18 protein-coding genes and 1 riboswitch are annotated in these 23375 nt (G+C 67.4%); of the genes, 10 read left to right on the top strand and 8 right to left on the bottom strand.

Features of this window, described 5'->3' with window-relative positions; genetic code table 11:
* Positions 1 to 184: 184 nt before the first annotated feature.
* Complete coding sequence (locus tag AC13F7_RS15750; RefSeq protein ID WP_481470251.1) at positions 185 to 1585, top strand: DEAD/DEAH box helicase; 1401 nt, start codon at positions 185 to 187, stop codon at positions 1583 to 1585.
* A 121-nt stretch (positions 1586 to 1706) separates the two neighbouring features.
* Here the strand turns inward: AC13F7_RS15750 and AC13F7_RS15745 are convergent, their stop codons facing one another.
* The 4 genes from AC13F7_RS15745 to AC13F7_RS15730 all read right to left on the bottom strand — a co-directional run bounded on the left by AC13F7_RS15745 (position 1707) and on the right by AC13F7_RS15730 (position 10569).
* A complete protein-coding gene (locus AC13F7_RS15745; protein ID WP_483001991.1) occupies positions 1707 to 4013 on the bottom strand; it encodes a TonB-dependent hemoglobin/transferrin/lactoferrin family receptor in 2307 nt (768 codons plus the stop codon).
* Positions 4014 to 4190: 177 nt separating this feature from the next.
* On the bottom strand, positions 4191 to 5042 hold the full coding sequence (locus AC13F7_RS15740) for an EF-hand domain-containing protein (RefSeq protein ID WP_483001989.1): 852 nt from the start codon (positions 5040 to 5042) through the stop codon (positions 4191 to 4193).
* A 226-nt stretch (positions 5043 to 5268) separates the two neighbouring features.
* Complete coding sequence (locus AC13F7_RS15735) at positions 5269 to 7851, bottom strand: M14 family zinc carboxypeptidase (RefSeq protein ID WP_483001987.1); 2583 nt, start codon at positions 7849 to 7851, stop codon at positions 5269 to 5271.
* 72 nt (positions 7852 to 7923) lie between these two features.
* Positions 7924 to 10569: a TonB-dependent receptor gene (locus tag AC13F7_RS15730; RefSeq protein ID WP_483002325.1), complete on the bottom strand. Its 2646-nt coding sequence runs from the start codon at positions 10567 to 10569 to the stop codon at positions 7924 to 7926.
* 187 nt (positions 10570 to 10756) lie between these two features.
* Between AC13F7_RS15730 and queD the strand changes: the two genes are divergently transcribed.
* Both queD and AC13F7_RS15720 read left to right on the top strand, forming a co-directional pair.
* Positions 10757 to 11110 (top strand): 6-carboxytetrahydropterin synthase QueD, encoded by a 354-nt coding sequence (gene queD, locus AC13F7_RS15725; protein ID WP_483001985.1) that lies wholly within the window; start codon positions 10757 to 10759, stop codon positions 11108 to 11110.
* Between the two features lie 198 nt (positions 11111 to 11308).
* Entirely contained in the window at positions 11309 to 11674 is a 366-nt protein-coding gene (locus AC13F7_RS15720) for a phasin family protein (protein WP_483001983.1), read from the top strand.
* 93 nt (positions 11675 to 11767) lie between these two features.
* On the opposite strand, the gene AC13F7_RS15715 is transcribed toward AC13F7_RS15720, so the two are convergent.
* Together AC13F7_RS15715 and AC13F7_RS15710 are read right to left on the bottom strand one after the other, a co-directional pair.
* Complete coding sequence (locus AC13F7_RS15715; RefSeq protein ID WP_481468572.1) at positions 11768 to 13234, bottom strand: sensor histidine kinase; 1467 nt, start codon at positions 13232 to 13234, stop codon at positions 11768 to 11770.
* The gene (locus AC13F7_RS15710) at positions 13231 to 13953 is read right to left on the bottom strand and encodes a response regulator transcription factor (RefSeq protein WP_481468570.1); all 723 of its coding nucleotides are present in this window, start codon (positions 13951 to 13953) and stop codon (positions 13231 to 13233) included. The genes AC13F7_RS15715 and AC13F7_RS15710 overlap by 4 nt, the downstream gene beginning before the upstream one ends.
* Before the next feature lie 146 nt (positions 13954 to 14099).
* Between AC13F7_RS15710 and msrB the strand changes: the two genes are divergently transcribed.
* The 4 genes from msrB (at position 14100) to AC13F7_RS15690 (ending at position 18744) form a co-directional block, all read left to right on the top strand.
* On the top strand, positions 14100 to 14606 hold the full coding sequence (gene msrB, locus AC13F7_RS15705) for a peptide-methionine (R)-S-oxide reductase MsrB (protein ID WP_481468568.1): 507 nt from the start codon (positions 14100 to 14102) through the stop codon (positions 14604 to 14606).
* Between the two features lie 36 nt (positions 14607 to 14642).
* A complete protein-coding gene (locus tag AC13F7_RS15700; protein ID WP_483001980.1) occupies positions 14643 to 16403 on the top strand; it encodes a cytochrome c biogenesis protein DipZ in 1761 nt (586 codons plus the stop codon).
* 11 nt (positions 16404 to 16414) lie between these two features.
* Positions 16415 to 17158 (top strand): peptide-methionine (S)-S-oxide reductase MsrA, encoded by a 744-nt coding sequence (gene msrA / locus AC13F7_RS15695; protein ID WP_483001978.1) that lies wholly within the window; start codon positions 16415 to 16417, stop codon positions 17156 to 17158.
* A gap of 155 nt (positions 17159 to 17313) precedes the next feature.
* Positions 17314 to 18744: an aminotransferase-like domain-containing protein gene (locus AC13F7_RS15690; protein ID WP_483001976.1), complete on the top strand. Its 1431-nt coding sequence runs from the start codon at positions 17314 to 17316 to the stop codon at positions 18742 to 18744.
* A 3-nt stretch (positions 18745 to 18747) separates the two neighbouring features.
* Here AC13F7_RS15690 and bioD read toward each other — a convergent pair whose 3' ends face one another.
* A complete protein-coding gene (gene bioD, locus AC13F7_RS15685; protein WP_483001974.1) occupies positions 18748 to 19431 on the bottom strand; it encodes a dethiobiotin synthase in 684 nt (227 codons plus the stop codon).
* A 121-nt stretch (positions 19432 to 19552) separates the two neighbouring features.
* Here bioD and AC13F7_RS15680 point away from each other — a divergent pair, with 121 nt between their 5' ends.
* Positions 19553 to 20035, top strand: coding sequence for a GAF domain-containing protein (locus AC13F7_RS15680; RefSeq protein ID WP_259261731.1), 483 nt, complete (start codon positions 19553 to 19555; stop codon positions 20033 to 20035).
* The gene (locus AC13F7_RS15675; protein WP_481468559.1) at positions 20032 to 20403 is read left to right on the top strand and encodes a TfoX/Sxy family protein; all 372 of its coding nucleotides are present in this window, start codon (positions 20032 to 20034) and stop codon (positions 20401 to 20403) included. The genes AC13F7_RS15680 and AC13F7_RS15675 overlap by 4 nt, the downstream gene beginning before the upstream one ends.
* Positions 20404 to 20440: 37 nt before the next feature.
* Here AC13F7_RS15675 and AC13F7_RS15670 read toward each other — a convergent pair whose 3' ends face one another.
* Positions 20441 to 21019, bottom strand: a complete 579-nt coding sequence (locus AC13F7_RS15670; protein ID WP_483001971.1) for a histidine phosphatase family protein — start codon at positions 21017 to 21019, stop codon at positions 20441 to 20443.
* A gap of 152 nt (positions 21020 to 21171) precedes the next feature.
* A riboswitch (cobalamin riboswitch) is annotated at positions 21172 to 21403 on the top strand.
* 124 nt (positions 21404 to 21527) lie between these two features.
* On the opposite strand from AC13F7_RS15670, the gene btuB reads away from it, so the two are divergent.
* On the top strand, positions 21528 to 23369 hold the full coding sequence (btuB, locus tag AC13F7_RS15665) for a TonB-dependent vitamin B12 receptor (protein ID WP_483001969.1): 1842 nt from the start codon (positions 21528 to 21530) through the stop codon (positions 23367 to 23369).
* The last annotated feature ends 6 nt before the right edge of the window (positions 23370 to 23375 follow it).

Raw genomic sequence — 23375 nt, 5'->3', positions numbered from 1 at the left:
ACGATCCGTCGCCCGCCCCCACTCCGACGCCATTCGTCATGCATTCCAGTCTGCGCACCGCGTCGACTGCACCCAATTCTCGCAGCGCGGTTTACGGGAACGCTCCGAGTCAGCCGATCACATTGATCTGCCTCGCGTCCGGCCATTCGGCCTGGCGTTACTTTGTCTTTGGAGCTTCCACCCGATGTCTTTTGAATCCTTGGGCCTTGCCCCGTTCCTGCTGCGCGCGTTGGCCGAGCAGGGCTACGATACCCCCACCCCGATCCAGCAGCAGGCCATCCCGCTCGCCCTGGAAGGCCGCGACCTGCTGGCCGGCGCACAGACCGGTACCGGCAAGACCGCCGCGTTCGGCCTGCCGCTGCTGCAGCACCTGGGCACCAACCCGCAGGCCGTCGATGGCCCGCGCCGTCCGCGTGCACTGGTGCTGACCCCGACCCGCGAGCTGGCCACCCAGGTGCATGACAGCCTGCGCGGCTACAGCAAGTACCTGCGCATCCCGAGCGCCTGCATCTACGGCGGCGTCGGCATGGGCAACCAGTTCGATGTGCTGCGCCGTGGCGTGGACCTGCTGGTCGCCTGCCCGGGCCGCCTGATCGATCACATCGAGCGTCGCAGCGTCGACCTCTCCGGCATCGAAATCCTGGTGCTGGACGAAGCCGACCGCATGCTCGACATGGGCTTCCTGCCGTCGATCAAGAAGATCCTCGCCAAGCTGCCGCGCCAGAACCGCCAGACCCTGCTGTTCTCGGCGACCTTCGAAGAGAGCATCAAGCAGCTGGCGCTGGAGTTCATGCGCAACCCGGAGCAGATCCAGGTCACGCCGAAGAACACCGTTGCCGAGAACATCAGCCACCGCGTGCACCCGGTCGATGGCCCGCGCAAGCGCGAGCTGCTGCTGCATCTTCTGGCCCAGGACAGCCGTGAGCAGACCCTGGTGTTCGGCCGTACCAAGCACGGCTGCGACAAGCTGGCCATGTTCCTGGACAAGTCCGGCATCAAGACCGCGGCGATCCACGGCAACAAGAGCCAGGGTCAGCGCCTGCGTGCGCTGGGTGACTTCAAGGCTGGCCGCGTGACCGTGCTGGTCGCCACCGATATCGCCGCGCGTGGCATCGACATCAACGAGCTGCCGAAGGTCATCAACTATGACCTGCCGATGGTGGCCGAGGATTACGTGCACCGCATCGGCCGTACCGGCCGTAACGGCTCGACCGGCCAGGCGATCTCGCTGGTGGCGCAGGACGAAGCCAAGCTGCTGCGCCAGATCGTGCGCCTGCTCGACAAGGACATGGACATCCGCGACGTGCCGGGCTTCGAGCCGCAGACCCCGATCCGCTGGGGCAACAGCGCGCCGGGCAAGGCCGAACTGCCGGGTGGCGATCGTTCGCCGCGCAAGCATGCACGTCGCCCGCACGCCGAGGCCCCGCGCCACGCCCATGCCGGCCCGAAGAAGGCCGGTGGCGGTCAGCGTGATGGCGCCGGCCGCGGTGCACCGCGCGGTGGCCAGCCGCAGGGCCAGCGCCGTGGCGGTGGCAATGCCGGCGGCGGTCGCAGCCAGGGCGGCGGTGGCGGTCGCGCCAGCTGATTCCTTCGGGCATCGCTGAAACATGAAAAGGGCGACGCATCTGCGTCGCCCTTTTCGTTTGTCGGGAGCCGGCCAGCGGCCAGCGCTACCGGCGGCTCGGCCCAGGGTCGGTGCAGCGGCTTCAGAAGCTGTAGGCCACCGTGATGCGTGCATTGCGGCCCGGCTCGCTGTAGCGGCCGATGCCTTCATCGTTGACGTAGCCGTACAGCGTGTTGCTCCCCTTGTTGATGTTGCGTACGCGCTGCCAGAGGTAGTACTCCTCGTTGGTCAGGTTGTAGAGGCCGGCACTGAGCTTCCACTGCGGGGTGACGTTCCAGGTGCCGTACAGATCCAGCACGGTGTAGCCGTCGGCCTTGTCGACGAAGTCCGGCGTGGTGACCCTGCCGGTGGTGGCATCGGTGGTGTAGGCATCCTTGGCCTTCTTGGCCACGGCATGAGTCACGCTGGCGGTGAGGTTCCACACCGGCGACGGGGCATAGCGCACCCCCAGCACGGCACTGGCCGGCACGATGCTCTCCAGCGGATCGCCGTTGCGCTTCTCGCCTTCGCTGTACGAGGCAGCCAGGCGCGAGGACCATGCGTCGCTGATCTGCCAGCGTCCTTCCAGTTCCACACCCTTGACCGTCACTTCGCCCGCGTTGGTCGGCATCGTGTAGTTGCGCGAGTACAGCACTGGACCGGTCGCCGTCGTGCGGAACCCGCCCGGCACCGACTGCGCCAGGTTGGTGTACTCGATGAAGTTCTCGTAGCGGTCGCGGAACACCGACAGGCCCAGCTTCGCCCGATCCGTGCTCCAGCGGTAGCCGAACTCGAGATTCAGGCTCTTCTCTGCGTCCAGGTCCGGATTGGACACGGTGTCGTTGAGCAGCAGCGGCTGGCCATTCTGCGCATTGATCACCTGGGTGGCGCTGGTCGGCGAATACATGTCCGCCACGGTCGGCGCACGGAAGCCGCGACCCACCTGCGCCCACAGCGCGTGGTCGGGCAGGAAGCGATATTCGACACCGGCCTGCCAGCTCGGCGAGGCGAAGCTCACATCACGCACGGTACCGGTACGGTCCACGAAGGTGGCATCTACCTGCGGCGAATAGTCGTAGCGGTCATAGCGCGCGCCGGCACTGAGGGTCAGGCGCTCGTCCAGCAGCTGCACGCTGTCGCGCAGGTACAGGTTCCAGGCGGTCACATCGGTTTTGGGGACCTGGCGCGGATCGATTTCGACCGAGGCCACGGCGCCCGCCGCATTCCAGCGCGTATCAACCGCGGTGAAGTCGATGTCGCGCTGCTGCCAGGCCAGGCCGTAGACGACGTCATGGCGCGCGCCGGCGGTGGCGAACACCTTGCTGAAATCGGCCGCGGCACGATCCAGGGTCTGCTTGGTCGAACGGTTCTCGCTGCGCAGGCAGGGCGTGGTGCGCCCCGGGCAACCACTGCCGGCCAGAATGGTAGTGATGCCACGGCTGTCGGTGACCTGGCGGTCCACCTGCGCATCCAGCGTATCGAACAGCGCGTTGTCGGCCCGCCACTGGTAGTTCACGCCGTAGCGGTCACGGTCGTTGGTGTCATGGCCTTTGCGCGACAGGTATCCCGGGGCATAGACGCGCGACAGGTTGTCCACGTCGTTGGTGGCGCGGCCACGCTCGTACAGGAAGCCCAGCGTGTTGGCCTCGTCGAGCTGCAGGTCGAGCTTGCCGAGCAGGTTGTCGCGGGTGCTGTCGACCGGATCGGGCGTGCGGCGACCGACCCCGATGCGATCGTTCGTGGTGTCGTACCACGACTCGGATTCGTGGCCTTCGCGACGGGTGTAGACCAGCATCGATTCGACGATGCCGGTGCGGTTGGCGACGGTCAGCGTGCCCATGGTTTCGTCATTGGCGCCTGAGTAGCCCGCCTTGAAACCCAGGTGGGTATCGTTGCCGCTCGCCTTGAGATAGTCGGCCGGGTCCTTGGTGGTGAACACCACCGCGCCGCCCAGTGCGCCGCTGCCGGCGCTGATCGAATCGGCGCCCTTGATCACGGCCAGGCTCTTGAGCGTATCGATGTCCACATCGCCGCGGCCGCTGCGGAAGAACTCGTAGGAGCGCGCGCTCTCCACCGATTCGCCCAGGCTCAGGCCATCGACGGTGATCGCCACGCGGTCGCTTTCCAGACCGCGGATGTTGAACCCGTTGTCGCCGAAACGGCCCATGTCCACGATGCTGACACCGGGGATGTAGCGGATCGCTTCTTCCATCGTGTTGGCCATCTCGCTGTCGAGATCGGCTGCAGTGAGCACGGTGACGTTCTGGTTGGCCGAACGCGTTTTCTTCGCGCGCTCGGCCTGGACACGCACGGTGTCGAGCGTACTGGCATCGTTGACGGTCTCAGCGTGCACGGTGACGGACAGGCTGGCGGCGACCGCCATGGCCAGCAGGGTGAGGGACGACTTCATGATCAAGCTCCGCAGGAGGGGTAGGGAATGGCGTGAGCGCCGCGGTGGCGGCGGGCCGTTCCTGGCTGCGGCGATCGGTGGATCGAGCGGGGCTGGGAGGCACAGGGGCGCGCGGGAATTCGCGCGCTGGATTCATCGTTGGCGGACGCGTGGGACGTGCGCGGCACGTCCGGGTCGCTAGCGGTTGCCGTTGGCCGAGTGCGCGCCGGCGACCGGCTCGGGATCACGCGCATCGACGACGCCGTCGCCATTGCTGTCGGCGCGATCGAACATGCGCTTGCCGGAGAGCTGGTACTCGGCGAAGGTCATGCGGCCGTCCTTGTCCTTGTCCAGCGAGGCGAAGCGCACGCGGGCCTGGCGTTCGGCATCGGCGCGGACACGCTGGCGCTGCTGGTCCAGGCGGCCTTCGAACTCGGCGGTGTACTCGACCGGCGACAAGGTGCCGTTGCCGTCGGTATCGGTAGCGGCGAAGCTCGCAGCACGCACCGCATCGAATTCCTCACGGTCCACCGCGCCATCCTTGTTGCGGTCGTACAGCTCCAGCATGCCGTTGGCGGTATGCGAGGTCGGCATCTTCAGCGGATCGCGCGACGACGCCGCGGCGGTCTCCTGCGTGGCGTTCTGCGACGTCTCGTAGCCAGCCCAGGTGCGTCCGCCCGCCGCATCGTACTCGGCACGGCTGATCACGCCGTTCTTGTCGCGATCCAGCGCTTTGAAACGGGTGTCGGTCTGGCGCAGGTGTCCGGCGCGCGCGTCGGCCAGACGCACATCGAACCGCTGCAGGTACTCGTCCACGTATTCCTGCTCGTCGACATGACCGTCGTGGTTGCGGTCGGTCTGGGCATAACGCTGTTTGCGGAAAGCCTCGAACTGGGCCCAGCTGACGCTGTCGGTGCCCTCGGCATCGAACTGGGCGAGGAAGGCAGCGGCGGTCGGCGAGGCGGTGGCGGCCTGGGTAGCCGGCTGCGCGAGGACAGCCGGGGCCAGCACCAGTGCCATCAGGGCAGCGGTGAGCGGGACGATCTTCATGGTAGTTCCCTGGAAGGACGGCTGCGGGTCGAGCCGGCGGGCGCCATCGTAGGTCTATTGCGAATGATTCGCAATACGGAAATTTCACGTGCGATGTGATGGGTGTCTGACAAACGGAAACAGCCGACCTTTGTCGGCTGTTCCGGCACGTGGTCCGGCAGACCCGCGGGCCGCGGTGAGAACGGTCGGGAGCCGGCCGGCGGCCGGCATGACCGAGGCGGATGCGTCAGCCGCGCGGCTTGGTCGGGTTGAGCTGGTTGCCGAAGAAGATCGCGTTCAACAGCAGGCGCTCGGTGCCATGCCAGTACTTGCGGTGCGCCGGATCATCGGCGAACAGCACCACATTGCCCTGCCCCTGCGGCGACACCACCAGCCACGCGGCACCGGCGACGCGGCTGCGGTTGCGTTCGGACAGGTAGCCGTTGACCTTGGGCGCGTCGTCGATGCGCACCACGGTGGAGAACGGGTTGCGGCTGGGCTGGAAGCTCAGGCCGTTTTCCTTGTTCACCGCCAGCTGCCGGCGCGGTACGCCGAAGCCCAATGGGTGGGTGTTGTCCACGTCTGCGCTGAGGATGTTGCCGCTCACCCGCTCGATCGCCGCGATGTCACGCTGATCGCCGAACGCACGCCGTGCGGTGTCCGGCTCCTTCTCCTCCGGCCCCAGCACCTCATCGCTGAGTTTCTGCTCGATCGCCCAGCGCGCGGCCGTGCCGTAGGTGATCAACGAGCCACCGGCGTTGATCCAGCGCTTGAGCGCCGCCACTGCGGTGGCGTCCACGCCGGTATAGGTACCGCCGGCCAGGACAATGGTGGTGTAGCGGTCCAGCGTGATCTTGCCCAGCTGGGCCGGATCGATCTTGCTGGCCGGTAGCTGCAGGTGCTGGTCCAGCAGGAACCACGCTGAGCCGATCTCGGTGGCGCTGACGCCCTCGCCCATCACCAGCGCCACCGCCGGCTTGCGCAGCGCCTTGACGCTGTCACTGCCCAGATCGATGCCACCACGGCTCTGCCCGCTGGACAGCGCCTGGATGTGCACGCCACTGCTGCGTGCGACCGCATCGACCGCAGCAAGCAGCTCGGCACCGGCCAGCGGCTGGCCCGCAACCGGCACCACTACGCTGCCATAGCCAAACGACTGCTCGCCCTGCGCGGTGGCCGCGGTGAACGGCTGGAAGGCCGCGCGGGTCACCACGCCCTTGGCCTGCAGCGCATACAGCGCGCGGCTGGCGTTGTAATCGCGCCAATCGAACACGTAGGCGTAGCCCGCCTGACCGCCGACCACGCCACCGTTGGCGGCCGGTACGCTGGCCACGCGCTCGCCACCGGCAATCCGGCTGCGGCTCGCGGCGAAGGCGATGCCGTAGGCCGGCGCGATCGCATAGGAGGTGCTGCCGTAGAACACATCGCCCTTGATCGGCGGGGTGTCGGCGAAGATCGAATGCACCAGGCGGAACTGCGGTTGCGCGGCCTGGACGACGTACGCGCTGCCCGGCTCGAAGCGCTGCCCATCCACGGTGACCGGTGCGCTCAACGCCTGCACCGTGATCTGGTGCTGCAGCAGCAGATCCAACAGCCGCTGGGTCAGGCCCGGATCGGCCGCGTCGCCGAACACGAAGGACGTCACCGGCTGCTGGTTGGCCTGCTTCAGCGCGGACTGGAAGAACTCCTTCTGCAGCTTCAGCAGCCCATCGCGCTCGGTCACCGCGCCGCGCACGGTGCCCAGACCGGTCGCCACCTGGTTGCGGATGGTGAAGCCGAAGGTCAGCAGGCCGTTGACCGACTCCTGTACGCGGCCGCGCGAGCTGGCCTGCTCCACGGTCACGCCCACCGCGCCGTGGAAGTCCGGGTAGGTCGAGCCGTACACCGGCGAGAAGTTGTCGAAGTTCTCCCCGGTGTAATACAGCGAGCCCAGCGCATCCAGCGACTGCGCGTGGTATTTGGCGAGGGTTTTGTTGAACTCATACGACGACGCCGGAATCAGCGGGCTGTGCATGCTCGCCGGCGACGGCTCGAAGTAGTAGGTGCTGTCCTTGCCCATCTCATGGAAGTCGATCTGGACGTTGGGATACCACTGGTGGAAATAGGCGATCTTCGGCCGCGTGTCCTGCTGGGTCAGCGCCAGCCAGTCGCGGTTGAGGTCGGTGAAGTAGTGATTGGTACGGCCCTGCGGGAAGGGTTCGACATGCTCCTTGTCGGCCGGATCCGCCGACGCCGGCGAGGAGGCATACGCGTTGTGCCAGCTCGCTGCGCGGTCGCGCCCATCCGGGTTCTGGGCCGGATCGAACAGCACCACCGCCTGCTGCAGCCACTGCGCGGTCTCCGCGCTGCGGTTGGCGACCAGGTAGTAAGCGGTGAGCATCGCCGCTTCGCCGCTGGAGGTTTCATTGCCGTGCACGCTGTAACCCAGCCACACCACCACCGGGCTGCTGCCGGCGGCCGAGAGCGGCTGCGCCGGGTCGGCCAGGGTGACGTGCTGGCGGCGCAGCGTGTCCAGGTTCTGCAGGTTCTGCGCCGAGGTCACCGTGGCGATCAGCAGCGGACGGCCCTCATAACTGCGGCCGATTTCTTCCACCTTGATCTTGTCGGAGTGTTTCGCCAGTTCGTTGAAGTAGGCCACCAGCTGATCGTGCCGCGTGTACCGGCTGCCGATCTCATAGCCGAGAAACTGCTGGGGCGTGGGCACGGCCGGATCGAAATCACCGCCGGCCGGGAAGAAGTACGCGCTCTGCGCGGAGGCAGGCGCAGCGAACACAGACAGCACCAGCGCCAACCAGGCGATGGGAGACAGCAGACGACGTTGCAAAGACACAGCGATTCCCCGAAAGACGGGCCGGTTCCTTCCGGCCCTGTGGATACACACACTCCGGTGCAGTGGATGAGGTCAGAAGCGGTAGTCGAAGCCGACCGTGAAGTAGCGGCCGCGCAGGTCGTACTGACTGAAGTCGTACGGCGCGCGGATGCCCGGGAAGGAGGCGTCGTACGGCGGTTCCTCATCGGCCAGGTTCTGGATCTTCGCGTACACGGTCAGCTTGTCGATACCGGTGTAGCCCAGGTACAGATCGAACTGGTTGTAGGCATCGACCCGATCCTGCACGGCAGTGGCCGCGGCGCTGGCCTTCTGGTCATAGCCACTGGTGTAGTACCAGGTGAGCGCGGTGCGGAAGTCGCCGTAGCTCCAGTCGAAGGTGGTGGTGGCCTTGTTCTTGGGCAGGGTGGCACCGAGATTGCTGCCGGCGTAGTCCACCAGCGGACCACCAACCACGGTGGGTCGGCTGTAGTTGCGCACGTGGGTGAAGGCGGTGCTCAGGCCGAAGTCGCCGGCCTGCGTGGTCGGGAACCGCTGGCGCAGTTCGACATCGAAGCCGGAGGTCTTCAGCTCACTGAGGTTCTGGTAGCGGTTGAACACCGCCAGCAGCTTGCCGCGCTCATCACGGCTGACCGCACCCGGCACGTCATTGGTGACCAGCGTCTGGGTGTTGTTGGTGCCGACCAGGTTTTCCAGCTCGATGCGGTAGTAATCCACGCTCAGGCTGGTGTTGGACCACGGCGAGAGCACGATGCCGGCATTGAAGCTCTTGGTGCGCTCGGGCTTCAGATCGTTGTTGCCGACAGTGAAGAAGGTCGGGTTCTGCCGCGAGCCCGGCACGTCCGGGTCGCGCGGATCGATCACGCTGCCGTAGGCGATGCTGGTGCTGTTGGAGTTCTCCGACAGCGACGGCGCGCGGAAGCCCTTGGAGGCGGCGGCGCGCACCAGCAGGATGTCCCACGGCTGCCAGCGCAGGCTCAGCTTGGGCGAAAACGCATCGCCGAAATCGCTGTAATGATCGGCGCGCGCCGCCGCCTGCAGTTCCAGGCGCTCGGCCAGCGGCACGTTCACTTCGGCATAGGCCGCGGTGACCTTGCGCTCACCATGTACCTCGGCGATCGCCGGGCGGATCTGCAGGCCCGCATCGATCTGCCAGGGGTTGTTGGAATCAAGCTTCTCGCGGCGCCATTCGGCACCGGCGGCGAAACCGATCTCGCCGGCCCAGGTGTGGCCGATCGCCCCGGAGATCTTGGCATCCACGCCCTGCAGCACCGACTCGGCCGGGCGCAGGGTGCTGATGTTGATCGCGTTGAGCACGTCCTGCGAGGTCGCCGACGGATCGAGCAGGTTGTAGCTGCCGGTGGCCAGCGCATTGGCCAGTGCATAGCGATTGGCGAATCCGCCGGAGACGGTCTCCCGCTCGCTGCTGCGCGCGCCGAACGCCCCCACTTCCCAGTCCCAGTTCTGCAGGCTGCCGCGCAGCCCGACCAGGCCGCGGTAGGCCTGCGAACGGTTGGTCTTGATCGTGCCGCCCAGGTTGAAGAACGTGTACTCGATCGGCACCGCGCGGCCGTAGGGGTTGTACGGGCTGCTGGCGGGCAGGTTGGACGACACCGGTTCGGCCAGCCCGGTATCGGCGTTGAGCGCGAAGCGGCCGCTTTCCAGGGTGAAGAACGGGCTGCTGCCGAACCAGGACACGCCCTTGATGTCGCTGTAGAGCACTTCGCCGAAGGCTTCGACGTTGTCGTTCACCCGGAAGGTGCCGTTGACGTAGGCCTGGTAGCGCTTGGTCGACGGGATCAGGGTGGTGTAAGGCGCCTGGTTGAAGCCGCAGGTGTTGCCGGCCAGGCCGTCGATCGGCGCACTGGCGACCAGCGTGGTGCCGTCCGGGCAGTTGCCGTTGGCATCGAGCATCGGCACCGAGGTGCCGTTGACCAGATAGCGTGCGCCCTTGGCCGACCAGCCGTTCCAGCGGCCGCCGGGCTTGTCGGTGTAGATGCCGGATTTGGTCAGGTCGCGCTCGTCCTGGTCCAGGCGCTCTCGGTTGTAGCCTTCCAGGCTGACCAGGATGTTGTAGCCGTCCGTGTCCAGATCACCGATGCCGCCGATGAACTTCAGGTTCTGCTCGTCCAGCCCGCCCTGGTCGGCGGTGCCCAGGCTGCCACCGAGTTCGGCACCTTCGAAATTCTGCCGGGTGATGATGTTGACCACACCGGCCACCGCATCCGAACCGTACACGGCCGAGGCGCCGTCCTTGAGCACTTCGATGCGCTCCACGGCAACCAGCGGCAGCGCGTTGAGGTTGACGAAGGTGTCCGACAGGCCGCCGGCCGGGAAGCCGTAGTTGGCCAGGCGACGGCCGTTGAGCAGCACCAGCGTGTTCTTCTGCGACAGGCCGCGCAGGCCGATGCCGGCCGAACCGGAGGCCCAGCCGTTGTTGGTGGTTTCGTTGGCGGCGTTGCCGGTGTTGGCCGAGATCGATCGCAGCAGGTCGGCGACGGTGGCCTTGCCGGTCTCCTCCAGCTGCTGGCGCTCGATCACCTGCACCGGGTTGGCCGACTCGGTATCCGTGCGCTTGATGTTGGACCCGGTGACCCGCACGGCGGCGAGGGTCTTGCTGTCGCCGGGGGCGGCGGCATCGGGGGCGGCGTCGGCGAGCGCGGTCAAAGGCGTTGCCAGAGCGACGGACAACGCCGCTACAAGAAGAGTGTGCTTGGGCATGAACTTCAGTGGGGTGGTGGACGACAAGTTCCGCAGTAGTCCATGCCTGGCTCCTAACGAGCCAATAACATCGCTTCATGCGGATATAAGAAAACATAACATCGCTCCATCCGGATGGACATGTTTTCTTTAGCAAAAATTAACGCCACAGCCCTCTCACAGCTTTAGGCGCCGCTACAATGCGGCCATGGAAATCTTCAAAGTCTTTACCCTCGAGGCCGCTCACCACCTCCCCAACGTGCCGCCGGGCCACAAGTGCTCGCGCCTGCACGGCCACTCGTTCCGCGTGGAACTCAAAGTGGAAGGCGAGCCCGGCGAGCAGACCGGCTGGATCATGGATTTCGGCGACGTCAAAGCCGCTTTCCAGCCGATCTACGACCGTCTGGACCACCACTACCTCAACGACATCCCCGGCCTGGAGAACCCGACCAGCGAGCGCCTGGCGATGTGGATCTGGGACGAACTCAAGCCGGCCCTGCCCGAGCTGAGCGAAGTCACCGTGCACGAGACCTGCACCTCCGGCTGCCGCTACCGCGGATGATCGGCGGCGCGAGGTCACGGCGCGGTAGTGCCGACCGCTGGCCGGCTCCCGGCCTATCACCACCGCCCGCACCCTGCCGTAACCTATTGATCTGTAAACGATCAAGATAAACCCGGACCATCACTGGCGACGAAATGTTGCAATGCAATATTTTCGGCGTATGCTGCATTGCACCAACGTTCTCGAGCCGTCCTGACCATGGCGTCCGCGTTCACCGATTCCTTCAGCGACTACACCCGCCAGCTGGCCACCACGGCCACGCGTGCCAACCGGCTCGCACTGGAAAATGCCGAAAGCATGTTCGGGGTGCAGTTGAAGACGCTGGAGAAGACCATCACCGCCACCAGCGGGTTCTTCGGTGAAATCGTGCAGTCACAGGAATCCGGCACGCTGCAGTCGCTGCTGCCCAAAGGCGCGCAACTGGCACGTGACAACCTCGCCCGTTGGACCAGCGCCACCCAGGAAGTGGCCGGCCTGGGACTGAAGGCCTCCGAAGCCTTCAGCGAACTTGCCCGGCAGCCGTTCGCGGCCGCTACGCCCAGCGCAGGCAAGACGCGCGGCTGAGGCAGACAACATCGAATTTGCGTGGGTCCCTCCCCCCACGCAATCCCAGACCCGACAGAACCCTCCCTCTGTCGGGTCTTTTTTTGGGCGGTGTTACCGCGTGGCCGGCAGCGAGAACACGAACAACGCCCCCTCGCGGCTCTCCAGCAGGCGAATGTCACGCCCATGCAGCTGCAGGATGCGATGCACGATCAACAGCCCCAGCCCGCCGCTGTCCGGTCGCTGGCTGCTCAGTGCCGGCATGGCCGTGAACAGGGCATCGCGCCGCGCCGGGGGAATCCCGGGGCCGCTGTCGGCCACGCTGATCTGCACCTCGCCATCGGCCGCGCGCAGGGTCACTGCGATACGCCCGCCTTCGGGCGTATGCCGGATCGCGTTGTCGAGCAGGTTGGTCAACACACGTTCGATCAGGGCCAAGTCCGCGATCACCGGCGGCAAGCCCGGGGGAATGTCGGCGCTCAACGTCTGCCGGCGTGACTCGGCGGCCAGTTCGAACTTCTGGAACACATCCTGGACCAGATCCGGCAGGGAGAACGCCTGGCGGTCCAGCACCACACCGCCATGCTCCAGCCGGGCCAGCTCGAACAGCGCCTGGGCCAGCCGGCCGACCTTGTGGCTCTGCGACAGGGCGATCGACAGGTAGCGCTGGCGCTCCTCGGCACTGAGCGAGGCGTCCTTGAGCGCGAGCGTTTCCAGATACCCATGCAACGACGACAACGGCGTGCGCAGGTCGTGGGAGATGTTGGCGACCAGCTCGCGCCGCTGCAGGTCCTGCTGGCGCAGCTGCTGCCACTGCTCGCCCAGGCGCTGGGCCATGTGCCCGAAGCTGTGCTGCAGGATGGCCAGCTCGTCGCGCTCGCCCGGACGCAGCGGCGCCGGTGGCGGCGCGGCATCCGGGGTGGCGCTATCGACGTCGAAGGACTGGATGCGCCGGGTCAGCTGGCGTAGCGGGCGGGTCACCCAGCGGAACGCGACCAGGCCGGCCAGCAGCCCCACCACCGCGACGATCGCCAGCGACCACAGGGTGGTGCGCAGCGTGCTGTTGGCGGCGATGTTGGCGGCCAGTGCCTCGCGCTCCTCGCCGACCAAGACAACGTAGATGTACCCCGCCTGCCGGCCCTGCACCCACAGCGGTGCCGCATTGAATACCTTGCGGCCGGTGGCACTGCGCGGGTCATCGCCAAGGATCGGCAGCGGCTCATCGCGCAGCAGCGCCTGCACCGGCCCCAGATCGACCTGGGCCCGCTTGAGATGCCCCTCCGGTGCGTCGTGGCCGAGAATGCGCCCCTGGTCGTCGAGCAGGTACACCTCCACGCTTGGGTTGACCGCCATCAGCTTGCCGAACAGCGCGCGCACTTCGCCGTTGCGCATGCCACGGCCATCCATCAACTCACCACTGCGCGCGATGTGCTCGGCCAAGCCGCGCGAGAGGCGCTGCACGGTTTCCTGCTCATGCACGGTGGTGCTGCGCATCTGGATCCAGAGCAGCGCACCACCACACAGCAACAGCAGCGCGAAAAACACCGCGGACAGGCGCTGGGACAAGGTGAGGCGGATCATGTGTCTGCCCCCTCGTGGCCATCGACCAGTTTGTAGCCGCGCCCCCACACCGTCTGGATGCGCTGCGGGTTGGCGGCATCGCGCTCGATCTTGTTGCGCAGCCGGTTGATGTGGGTATTGACGGTGTGTTCGTAGCCGTCGTGCTGGTAGCCCCACACCTGGTTGAGCAGGTCCATGCGCGAATACACCTGGCCGGGATGACGGGCAAAGAAATAGAGGAGGTCGAACTCGCGCGGGGTCAGTTCCAAGGGTCGGCCGTCGACCAGTGCCGTGCGTGCGACCGGGTCGATGCGCAGCCCGGCCACCTCGATCTCACCGGCATCGATGCGCGCGTTCTGGGCCATTGCTTCCACCCGGCGCAGCAGCGCTTTCACGCGGGCGACCAGTTCCAGCATCGAAAAGGGTTTGGCCAGGTAATCGTCCGCCCCCAGCTCCAGGCCGAGAATGCGATGCACTTCGCTGGCGCGTGCACTGGTGATGATGATGGGGGTGTAGCGCGTCATCGCGCGGGCACGCTTGCAGATCTCCAGACCGTCCACGCCGGGCAGCATCAGGTCCAGCACCAGCGCGCTCCACGGCTGCGCCTCCAGCAGGGCCAGGCCCTCGTCGCCGGTGGCGGCATGGGTGACCTCATAGCCTTCATCACGCAGGTGCATGCGCAGCAGGTTGGCGATGTGGACATCGTCTTCGACGATCAGGACGCGCTTGGCACTGCTCATCGGCTCAGGGGGCGGCAGGAGGGCATGGCGGCATTGTCGACGGATCGCGACCTGAATGTGTCACGGAAAATTTAACCCTGCGTGAGGATTCGTTGACCGGGCCGGGCGCAGCATGGCCGCATCGTCCCCGTGCCCGGAGATCGGCCATGCGTTACACACGTCGCAATGTGCTTGGAATGGGGGGCATGGCCGCCGCGGCCGGCCTGTTCGGGTTGACCGCCTGCAGCGGCCCCGCCCCCGCAGCCCCCGCTGCGCCTGCGCGCCAGTTCGAGGTCATGCGCAGCGATGCGCAGTGGCGCGAACAGCTCACCCCTGCCCAGTACAGCGTGCTGCGCCGGCAAAGCACCGAACGACCGTTCAGCAGCCCGCTCAACAAGGAGCATCGGCGTGGCACCTTCACCTGCGCCGGCTGCGCGTTGCCGCTGTTCTCGTCCTCCACCAAGTTCGACAGCGGCACCGGCTGGCCCAGCTTCTGGGCGCCACTGCACGATGCCGTTGGCGAAGACCGCGACACCACGCTGGGCATGGTGCGCGTTGAAGCGCACTGCAAGCGCTGCGGCGGCCATCTCGGCCACGTGTTCGATGACGGCCCACGCCCCACCGGCCTGCGCTACTGCATGAACGGCGTGGCCATGAACTTCGTCGCGGCCTGAGCGCCGCACTTCCCTGCGTCATAGAAGGACCTCTCCATGCTTCTGCTCGTGCTGGCCTACCTCGGTGGCGTGCTCACCATCCTCAGCCCCTGCATCCTGCCGGTGCTGCCGTTCGTGTTCGCCCGCTCGGACCGCCCCTTCCTGCGCAGCGGCCTGCCACTGCTGATCGGTATGGCGCTGATGTTCGCGGTGGTCGCCAGCCTGGCAGCGGTGAGCAGCCAATGGGTGGCGCAGGCCAACCAGATCGGGCGCTGGATCGCGCTGGTGGTGATGGCGGTGTTCGCGCTGGCACTGCTGTGGCCGGCGCTGGCCGACCGCCTGCTGTCACCCTTCCAGCGGCTGGGCGCGCGGCTGAGCGCCTCGGCCGATGCGGCCAGTGACGCGGGGCGTGGGGGCGTTGGCACCTCGCTGCTGATCGGCATCGCCACCGGCCTGCTGTGGGCGCCGTGCGCGGGGCCGATCCTCGGCCTGATCCTCACCGGCGCGGCACTGCAGGGCGCCAGTGTCGGTACCAGCGGGCTGCTGCTGGCCTATGCGTTGGGTGCGGCCACCTCGCTGGCGCTGGCGATCTGGATCGGCGGGCGCGTGTTCGCCGCGCTCAAGCGCCGCCTCGGGGTGGGCGAGTGGGTGCGCCGTGGGCTGGGCGTCGCCGCGTTGCTGGCGGTGGTCGCCATCGCGATGGGCTGGGATACCGGTGTGCTGACCCGGCTCTCCACGGTCAGCACCGCCAAGCTGGAACAGGGCCTGCTCGACGTGCTGCCAGCCCAGGCGCCGGCCACCGGCGCAGCAATGATGCGCGCCGCCGCGAGCACGCCCGGGCAGCCGCTGCCGGTGGAAGGCACCCTGCCCTCCCTGGCCGGCGCGACCGGCTGGCTCAACAGCCCGCCATTGGATGCACCGGCGCTGCGCGGCAAGGTGGTGCTGGTGGATTTCTGGACCTACTCCTGCATCAACTGCCTGCGCGCGATGCCCTACGTGCGTGAGTGGGCCGAGCGCTATCGCGACCACGGGCTGGTGGTGATCGGCGTGCACGCGCCGGAGTTCGCCTTCGAGCGCAATCTGGCCAACGTGCAGCGCGCGGTGAAGGACTTGAAGGTGACCTACCCGGTGGCCATCGACAACGACTTCGCCATCTGGCGCGGCTTCAACAACAAATACTGGCCAGCGCACTACTTCATCGATGCGCAGGGCCAGATCCGTGCGCATCACTTCGGTGAAGGCAACTATGCGCAGTCCGAGCAGATCATCCGCCAGCTGCTGCGCGAGGCCGGCAATACCCTTCCCGGTGATGACGCACCGGTGGCGATGGCACTGGATGGCGTGGCGCGCCAGGCCGACATGGACAACCTCAAATCGCCGGAGACCTACCTGGGTCACGCACGCGCCGAGAACTTCGCCTCGCCCGGTGGCCAGCGCCAGGACCAGCCTGCCGACTACACCGTGCCTGCCACGCTGCAACACAACCAGTGGGCCTTGGCCGGACGCTGGACCGTGGGCAACGAAGATGCCCGGCTGGAGACACGCGGCGGCCGTATCGCCTTCCGCTTCCATGCACGCGACCTGCACCTGGTGCTGGCGCCGGGCGAGGACGGCAAGCCGGTCCGGTTCCGCGTGCGCATCGACGGGCAGCCGCCCGGCGCAGCAGCCGGTGGCGACATCTCCGCCGACGGTGACGGCCGCGTGGATGAAAACCGTCTGTATCAGCTGATCCGCCAGTCCGGCGCCGTGCAGGAGCGCACCTTCGAGATCGAATTCCTCGATCCGGGCGTGCACGCCTATGCCTTTACGTTTGGTTGAGGAGCCATCGCATGAAGATCGCGTTCGACAAACTCGTGGCCGGCGGTATCGCCGTCGCCATCGCGGCACTCACCGCCAGCGTGGTGGTGGGTCTTGATCGGCCGGCCCATGCTGCCGGGGTCGTGACGACCGTCGCCTTGCCCGCCCCTGCCGGCAAGGCAGACCTGCGCCAACCGGGCGTGAAGCGTGCCACGGTCGTGTTCGCCGGCGGCTGCTTCTGGGGCGTGCAGGGCGTGTTCCAGCACATCAAGGGCGTGGACAGCGCGCTATCGGGTTACATCGGCGGCAGCGCAGCAAACGCGACCTACCCGCGCGTGGGCAGTGGCAGCACCGGCCATGCCGAGGCGGTGCAGGTCACCTACGATCCCGCGCAGGTCAGCTATGGCCAGCTGATGCAGGTGTTCTTCTCGGTGGCGCACGACCCGACCCAGCTCAACCGGCAGGGTCCGGACCGCGGCACCCAGTACCGCTCGGCGGTGTATGCCGACGGCGCGGCCCAACGCGATGCCACCCGCGCGTACATCGCCCAGCTGCAGCAGGCGAAGACCTACGCTGCGCCCGTGGTGACCCAGGTCGATGGCGGCAAGCCGTTCTTTGCCGCCGAGGGCTATCACCAGAACTACCTCACCCTGCATCCGGAATCGCTGTACATCCGGATCAACGACCTGCCCAAGGTGGCCGCGCTGAAACAGCAGTATCCGGCGCTGTACCGCGAGCAGCCGCGCTTGGTGAGCACCACCATTTCGGCACGCTGATCCGGCGGCAGGGAAAAGAAAAAACGCACGGCACACACTGCCCTGCCGTGCGTGGGGGAAGTCATCAAGCACCATGGTAGGCTGGCGACGGAAGCGGATACAGATGCAGATGGCAGGTATCCGCACGGTTACAGATTCCGTGGATGCAGCTACCGATGGCCACCAACCTCTATCAATCCCTGGCCGATGAAATGGCCGATGCGATCCGCAGCGGGCGACTGCCGGTGGGCACCCGACTGCCGTCGCTGCGCGGGCTGGCCACACAGCGAAAGCTCAGCCTCAACACGGTGATCGCCGCCTATCGGCAGCTGGAGGATGCCGGGCTGGTGCTGCCACGGCCCAAGGCCGGCTTCGTGGTCAGCCCCCGCCTGCCCGAACCGACCCAGTCGCTGCGGCAGGCGCCCTCACCACCGACCGCACCGGCGCAGCACGCGATGATGGCGCGCGTGCTGGCCGCGCAGCAGCAGCCCGGCATCGTGGATCTGGCGTTTGCCGGGCCGCGCGGCAAGCGCTTCTATCCCGGCGCGCAGCTGGCGCGCATCACCGCGCAGGTGCTGCGCCGGGCGGGCACCACGGTGGAGACCTACGCACGCCCCAACGGTGCGGCACGGCTGCTGACCCAGATCGTGCAGCGTGGCCCGCGGCTGGGGCTGCACACCACCACGGACCGGCTGGTGCTCACGCATGGCGCGATGGAAGCCCTGCAGCTGGCATTGCGCGTGGTGACCCAACCCGGCGATGCGGTCGCGATCGAAGCGCCCTCGTACTTCAACATCTACCCGCTGCTGCGCAGCCTGGGCCTGCGCGCGATCGAGCTGCCGACCCATCCACGCGACGGGCTCGATCTGGATGCGCTGGAAGCCCTGCTCGAGGCCGGGGGTATTGCCGCGATCATGGCCATGCCGACGGTGCACAATCCGCTCGGCGGCAGCATGCCGGTGCCGAACAAGCAGCGCCTGGCCGCGCTGGTGAACCATTACCAGGTGCCGTTGATCGAGGACGCGGTCTACGCCGAGCTGCAGTTCAAGGAACCGCTGGAGCCGTTGGCCAAGAGCTTTGATCGCGATGGCTGGATCATGGTCTGCAGCGGCTTCTCCAAGACGCTGGCACCGGACTACCGCATCGGCTGGCTCGACGGTGGTCGCTTCGCCGCCGATATCCAGCTGCTGAAATTCCATTCTTCCGGGGCCGAATCACGCCTGCTCGGGGACGCGGTTGCCGCGTTCCTGGAAGCCGGCAACTACGAGCATCATCTGCGGGGGTTGCGTCGGCTCTACAGCGATCAGGTCAGCCACGTGCGTGGCCTGATCGCGCAGCACTTCCCGCCCGGCACGTCGGCCACCCAGCCGACCGGCGGGTTCCTGCTGTGGGTGGAACTGCCCGCCGCGATCGATGTCGCGGAGCTGTTCGAGCAGGCCTTGGCCGAGGGCGTGGTGTTCATGCCCGGCCAGGTCTACTCGCGCGGTGCACGCTATCGGCATTGCCTGCGCCTGTCGTGCTGCCAGGAACTCGACGCGCGTTTCCTCGGCGCGATCGCCACGGTCGGCCGGCTCGCCAGCGCGCTGCGGACGCGCGCAGGCAGCTGACGCTCAGAACACCAGCCGGTCCGCCAGGCGGGCCGGGTCCGCGCCCGGCGCATACGGCAGGCGCCCCCAGCACGGCATCGGCAGCCGCGCGGTGAGCAGTGCGACGTTCTCGTCGCGGCGTGCCATGCTCGGATCCACCTCGTTGGCGATCCAGCCGATGCAGCGCGCGCCACGGGCCGCAATCGCCTCGGCAGTCAGCCGCGCATGGTTGAGGCAGCCCAGCCGCAGCCCGACCACCATCACCACCGGCAGCGCCAGCCCGTGCACGAGATCACTCTGGTCCAGCGTGCCCGACAGCGGCGCCAGCCAGCCGCCGACGCCCTCGACCACGACCGTATCGGCGCTGGCGCGCAGGCGTGCGAACGCCGCTTCTATCGGGGCCAGCGACAGCTGCACGCCCGCCTCGGCGGCAGCGATCTCCGGGGCCAGTGGCTGCTCCAGCGCGAACGGGTTGAGGTCGGCATACGCGGGCAGCGGCAGGCTGGCGGCCATCAGCGCGGTGGCATCCTCGTTGCGCAGGCCCTCGGGCGTACGTTCGCAGCCACTGGCGACCGGCTTCATGCCCACAGCGGTGCCGCCGTGGCGGCGCAGGGCATGCAGCAGCACACAGCTGCTGAAGGTCTTGCCGATGCCAGTGTCGGTACCGGTGACGAACAGGGCGGCAGGGCGCGGCGCAGGCAAGGACATGGGGAGACGACCGGGAGCGGAAACGCGCCATTATCCGCGCACCCAGTCGAGCTGCGGTGCAGTCCGCTGCGTTCCGCCAGCCCCGGGGGCAACCAACCGCCGCGCTTGGTAGACTGCGGCCATGTTCGATACCTCCACGCTCACCGGCAGCAAGCCGGAACAGTACGGCCAGCTGCTGGCCCAGGCCCGCGCCCTGGTGCACGGCGAGCGCGACCGCATCGCCAATGCGGCCAACCTGTCGGCGCTGGTCTACCACGCCCTGCCGCACCTGAACTGGGTCGGCTTCTACTTCTTCGATGGCAAGGAGCTCGTCGTCGGCCCGTTCCAGGGCCTGCCCGCCTGCGTGCGCATCCCGCTCGACAAGGGCGTGTGTGGCGCCGCGGCTTCGCAGCGGGTGACCCAGCGCATCGAAGATGTCGATGCGTTCCCGGGGCACATCGCCTGCGACTCGGCCTCGCGTTCGGAACTGGTGGTGCCGCTGGTCCACAACGGCGAGCTGGTCGGCGTGTTCGATCTGGACAGCCCCTCGCTGGCGCGCTTCGATGCCGAGGACCAGGCCGGGCTGGAAGCGATTGCGGCCGTGTTCGTCGAGGCACTGGGATGAGTGGCGCCAAGCTGCGCAACATCGGCCCGAAGAGCGCAGCATGGCTGCGCCAGGTCGGTCTGCGTACGCCGGAAGATCTGGTGGCGGTCGGCGCGGTCGGCGCCTTCGTCAAAGTGCGCCGCGCCGGCTTCAAGCCGAGCTTGAACCTGCTCTACTCGCTGGAAGGTGCGCTGCAGGACTGCCACTGGCAGGAGCTGCCGGAGGCGCGCCGCACCGTGCTGGTAGCCGAGTACGAAGCGATCATCGCCGACCAGCCGCTGAAGAAGGCGCCGCCCGCTTCCGGTCCGGTCTACGACCGCACCGTGGAGCATCGCGACGACGACGGCGACCAAGCACCGCCGTTCGAGATGGACGACGACGAGCGCTGATACGTGGGTACCGACACACCGTCGGTACCGCCGCGTTTCATACCTGCTGCAGCTCCAGCAGTTCGCCCCACAGCCGGTCGTCCTCGCGCTCCACGCGCAGGCGCAACCGCGTGCCGTGATCGATGCGCAGTGCCCAGCACATCGCCATCGGCAGGCCGCACACCTGCGACAGCACCATCCGCAGCGGTCCGCCATGGCTGACGATCAGCGTTGGTACCGGCTCGGGTTCGTCCAGCAGCCGATGCAGGCCGCGCGCGATGCGGCGCTCGAAGTGGCCCCAGCTTTCGCCATGCGGCGGCGGGTTGGCGTGCGGATCCAGATGGAAAGCTGACAGCGCATCCATCGGCAGCGCCTCCAGCGCGAGCCCGTCCCAGTCGCCGAAATCGAGTTCCTCCCATTCCTCATCGGCCTCCACGTCCACTGCGTGGGGCAAGGCCAATGCCTCGGCGGTCAACAGCGCTCGCCGCCGTGGCGAGGACAGCACACGCTGCCAGGGCAGCCCGGCATAGCGCGCGCACAAGGCGTCGGTCGCGCCCTCGTGCAGCGGCGGATCGGTGCGGCCATCGAGATGATCGTCGCGGCCGGTGCTGGCGTGGCGGATCAGATCCAGGATCATGCCGCGCCCCGTCTGCTGCTCGCTGCGGCCGGCCGGTGCGGGTCACGGGCGTCGGTGCCGGGGTGCTGCAACCACGTTGGGGCCATGGAGATCACATCGAAAAAGCGAGGCGCATTCTAACCGGTGCGCTCCATGGGCCCGGCCGATGGCTTAGACTGCGCCCACTTTCAGGTGACCTGGGGCTGCAATGCCGCCAGGTTGAAACGGGAAGCCGGTGACGCGTCAGGCCCTGTGCCACGCCGCCACTCCGGCGCTGCCCCCGCAACGGTAAGCGTGGAAACACCAGGCAACACGCCACTGTGCTCCGGCATGGGAAGGCGCCTGGCACGATGGCAGCGCCATCGACCCGCGAGCCCGGAGACCGGCCTGGAAGACGACTGGTTGCGATGCGGCGGGCATGGCGGCGGCAAGCAGGCGCCTGCGTGCGTCCGCCCACCGTCGAACACCCCTGCAGCGCAATCATCCCTACCCCTTGCCGCGCGGGCGTGCGCGGTGCATGGAGTCATCGATGAAGCTGCAAACCCGCGTTCTTTCTCTGGCCGTGCTGTCGGCCCTGCCCCTGCTGGCCTCCGCACAGGACGACGCCACCGCACTGGACCAGGTGCTGGTCACCGCCACGCGCACCCCGATCGCCCTGCAGGACAGCATCTCACCGGCGCAGGTGATCGACCGCGCCGAGATCGAGCGCAGCCAGGCACCGTCGCTGCAGGATCTGCTGCGCGGCCGTGCCGGCATCAACCTCAACAACAGCGGCGGCCTGGGCAAGCAGAGCTCGCTGTTCCTGCGTGGCACCAACTCGGCCCACACCCTGGTGCTGGTCGATGGCGTGCGCATCAACACCGGCGACCTCGGCCTGGCCATGATCCAGGACCTGCCGCTGGCGCAGATCGAACGCATCGAAATCGTGCGTGGCCCGCAGTCCAGCCTGTACGGCGCCGATGCGATCGGTGGCGTGATCCAGATCTTCACCCGCCGCAACGCCGGCCAGTTCGCACCGCACCTGCAGCTTGGTGGCGGCAGCAACGGACTGCGCGAGGCCAGCGGTGGCTTCGGTGGCAGCGGTGAGCGTGGCTGGTTCGGTACCGACATCGCCTATCAGCACACCGATGGCATCAACGCCTGTCGTGGCGACGCGGCCACGTTTGCCGGCTGCGGTGCCGATGAGCCCGACCGCGACGGCTACCGCAACCTGTCGATGAGCCTGCGCGGCGGCTATGCGCTGACCGACACGCTGAGCCTGGAAGGCACCGCGCTGCGCGCCGAAGGCGAGAACCACTACGACGGCTACTACAACTACTCCGAGACCCTGCAGCAGGTGCTCGGCGGCAAGTTGCGCTACACGCCGAGCGAGCGCTTCAACCTGACCGTGAACGTCGGCCGCGCCGACAACGAATCGGACAACTACAACGGTGATACCTGGCTGGGCAACGCCCAGACCCACCGCGACAGCGCCTCGGTGCAGGCCGATATCGGCATCGCCGATGGCCAGCTGCTGAGCGCCGGTGTGGACTGGAGCCAGGACAACCTGGACGGCAGCAGCGCCGGCTATCTGGTGGACAGCCGCGACAACACCGGCGTGTTCGTGCAGTACCAGGGCCGCTTCGGCGCGCACCACCTGCAGGCCAGCGTGCGCAACGACGACAACGAGCAGTTCGGCAACCACACCACCGGCAGCCTCGGCTGGGGCCTGGAACTGGGCAGCGGGTTCCGCCTCAACGCCAGCTACGGCACCGCGTTCAAGGCCCCGACCTTCAGCGACCTTTACGACCCGTGGAGCGGCGTGCCGACCCTGGATCCGGAGAAATCCAAGAGCGCGAACATCGGCATCGCCCAGCAGGGTGATGGCTGGCGCTGGGGCCTGGACGTATACGAAACGCGCATCGATGACCTGATCACCTACGACGCGACCACGTTCATGATGTCGCAGGTCGAGAAGGCCCGCATCCGCGGTGCCGAACTGACCGGTGCGATCACCGTCGCCGGGTTCGACCTCAACGCACAACTCAGCCACACCGACCCGCGCAACCGTACCGACGGCAGCGCGCAGTTCGACAACTGGCTGGCTCGACGCGCACAGAACACCGCACGTCTGGATGTCGATCGCCGCTTCGGTTACTTCCGCGCCGGCCTCACCGCCAACGGCGCCGGCAAGCGGTATGACAATGCCGCCAATACCGTGCGCCTGGGCGGCTACGGCACCGTGGATCTGCGCCTGGAGTACGCGCTGACCCGTGATTGGTCCGTACTGGGCCGGGTCAGCAACGTGTTCGACCGCGACTACGAAACCGTCGCCTGGTACAACCAGCCCGGCCGCGAGTACCGCCTGAGCGTGCGTTACCAGCCGAAATAAGGGATC

The sequence above is a fragment of the Stenotrophomonas sp. K-6 genome (assembly GCF_056861555.1).
Note: the sequence above shows the minus strand (reverse complement) of the source record. Positions and strands in the feature narration are given on the sequence as shown.

Excerpts from the sequence above, each read along its gene's own strand:
- AC13F7_RS15750 (WP_481470251.1), top strand. The coding sequence starts at position 185 with ATGTCTTTTGAATCCTTGGGCCTTGCCCCGTTCCTGCTGCGCGCGTTG.
- AC13F7_RS15745 (WP_483001991.1), bottom strand. The coding sequence starts at position 4,013 with ATGAAGTCGTCCCTCACCCTGCTGGCCATGGCGGTCGCCGCCAGCCTG.
- AC13F7_RS15740 (WP_483001989.1), bottom strand. The coding sequence starts at position 5,042 with ATGAAGATCGTCCCGCTCACCGCTGCCCTGATGGCACTGGTGCTGGCC.
- AC13F7_RS15730 (WP_483002325.1), bottom strand. The coding sequence starts at position 10,569 with ATGCCCAAGCACACTCTTCTTGTAGCGGCGTTGTCCGTCGCTCTGGCA.
- queD (WP_483001985.1), top strand. The coding sequence starts at position 10,757 with ATGGAAATCTTCAAAGTCTTTACCCTCGAGGCCGCTCACCACCTCCCC.
- AC13F7_RS15720 (WP_483001983.1), top strand. The coding sequence starts at position 11,309 with ATGGCGTCCGCGTTCACCGATTCCTTCAGCGACTACACCCGCCAGCTG.
- AC13F7_RS15715 (WP_481468572.1), bottom strand. The coding sequence starts at position 13,234 with ATGATCCGCCTCACCTTGTCCCAGCGCCTGTCCGCGGTGTTTTTCGCG.
- AC13F7_RS15710 (WP_481468570.1), bottom strand. The coding sequence starts at position 13,953 with ATGAGCAGTGCCAAGCGCGTCCTGATCGTCGAAGACGATGTCCACATC.
- msrB (WP_481468568.1), top strand. The coding sequence starts at position 14,100 with ATGCGTTACACACGTCGCAATGTGCTTGGAATGGGGGGCATGGCCGCC.
- AC13F7_RS15700 (WP_483001980.1), top strand. The coding sequence starts at position 14,643 with ATGCTTCTGCTCGTGCTGGCCTACCTCGGTGGCGTGCTCACCATCCTC.
- msrA (WP_483001978.1), top strand. The coding sequence starts at position 16,415 with ATGAAGATCGCGTTCGACAAACTCGTGGCCGGCGGTATCGCCGTCGCC.
- AC13F7_RS15690 (WP_483001976.1), top strand. The coding sequence starts at position 17,314 with ATGGCCACCAACCTCTATCAATCCCTGGCCGATGAAATGGCCGATGCG.
- bioD (WP_483001974.1), bottom strand. The coding sequence starts at position 19,431 with ATGTCCTTGCCTGCGCCGCGCCCTGCCGCCCTGTTCGTCACCGGTACC.
- AC13F7_RS15680 (WP_259261731.1), top strand. The coding sequence starts at position 19,553 with ATGTTCGATACCTCCACGCTCACCGGCAGCAAGCCGGAACAGTACGGC.
- AC13F7_RS15675 (WP_481468559.1), top strand. The coding sequence starts at position 20,032 with ATGAGTGGCGCCAAGCTGCGCAACATCGGCCCGAAGAGCGCAGCATGG.
- AC13F7_RS15670 (WP_483001971.1), bottom strand. The coding sequence starts at position 21,019 with ATGATCCTGGATCTGATCCGCCACGCCAGCACCGGCCGCGACGATCAT.
- btuB (WP_483001969.1), top strand. The coding sequence starts at position 21,528 with ATGAAGCTGCAAACCCGCGTTCTTTCTCTGGCCGTGCTGTCGGCCCTG.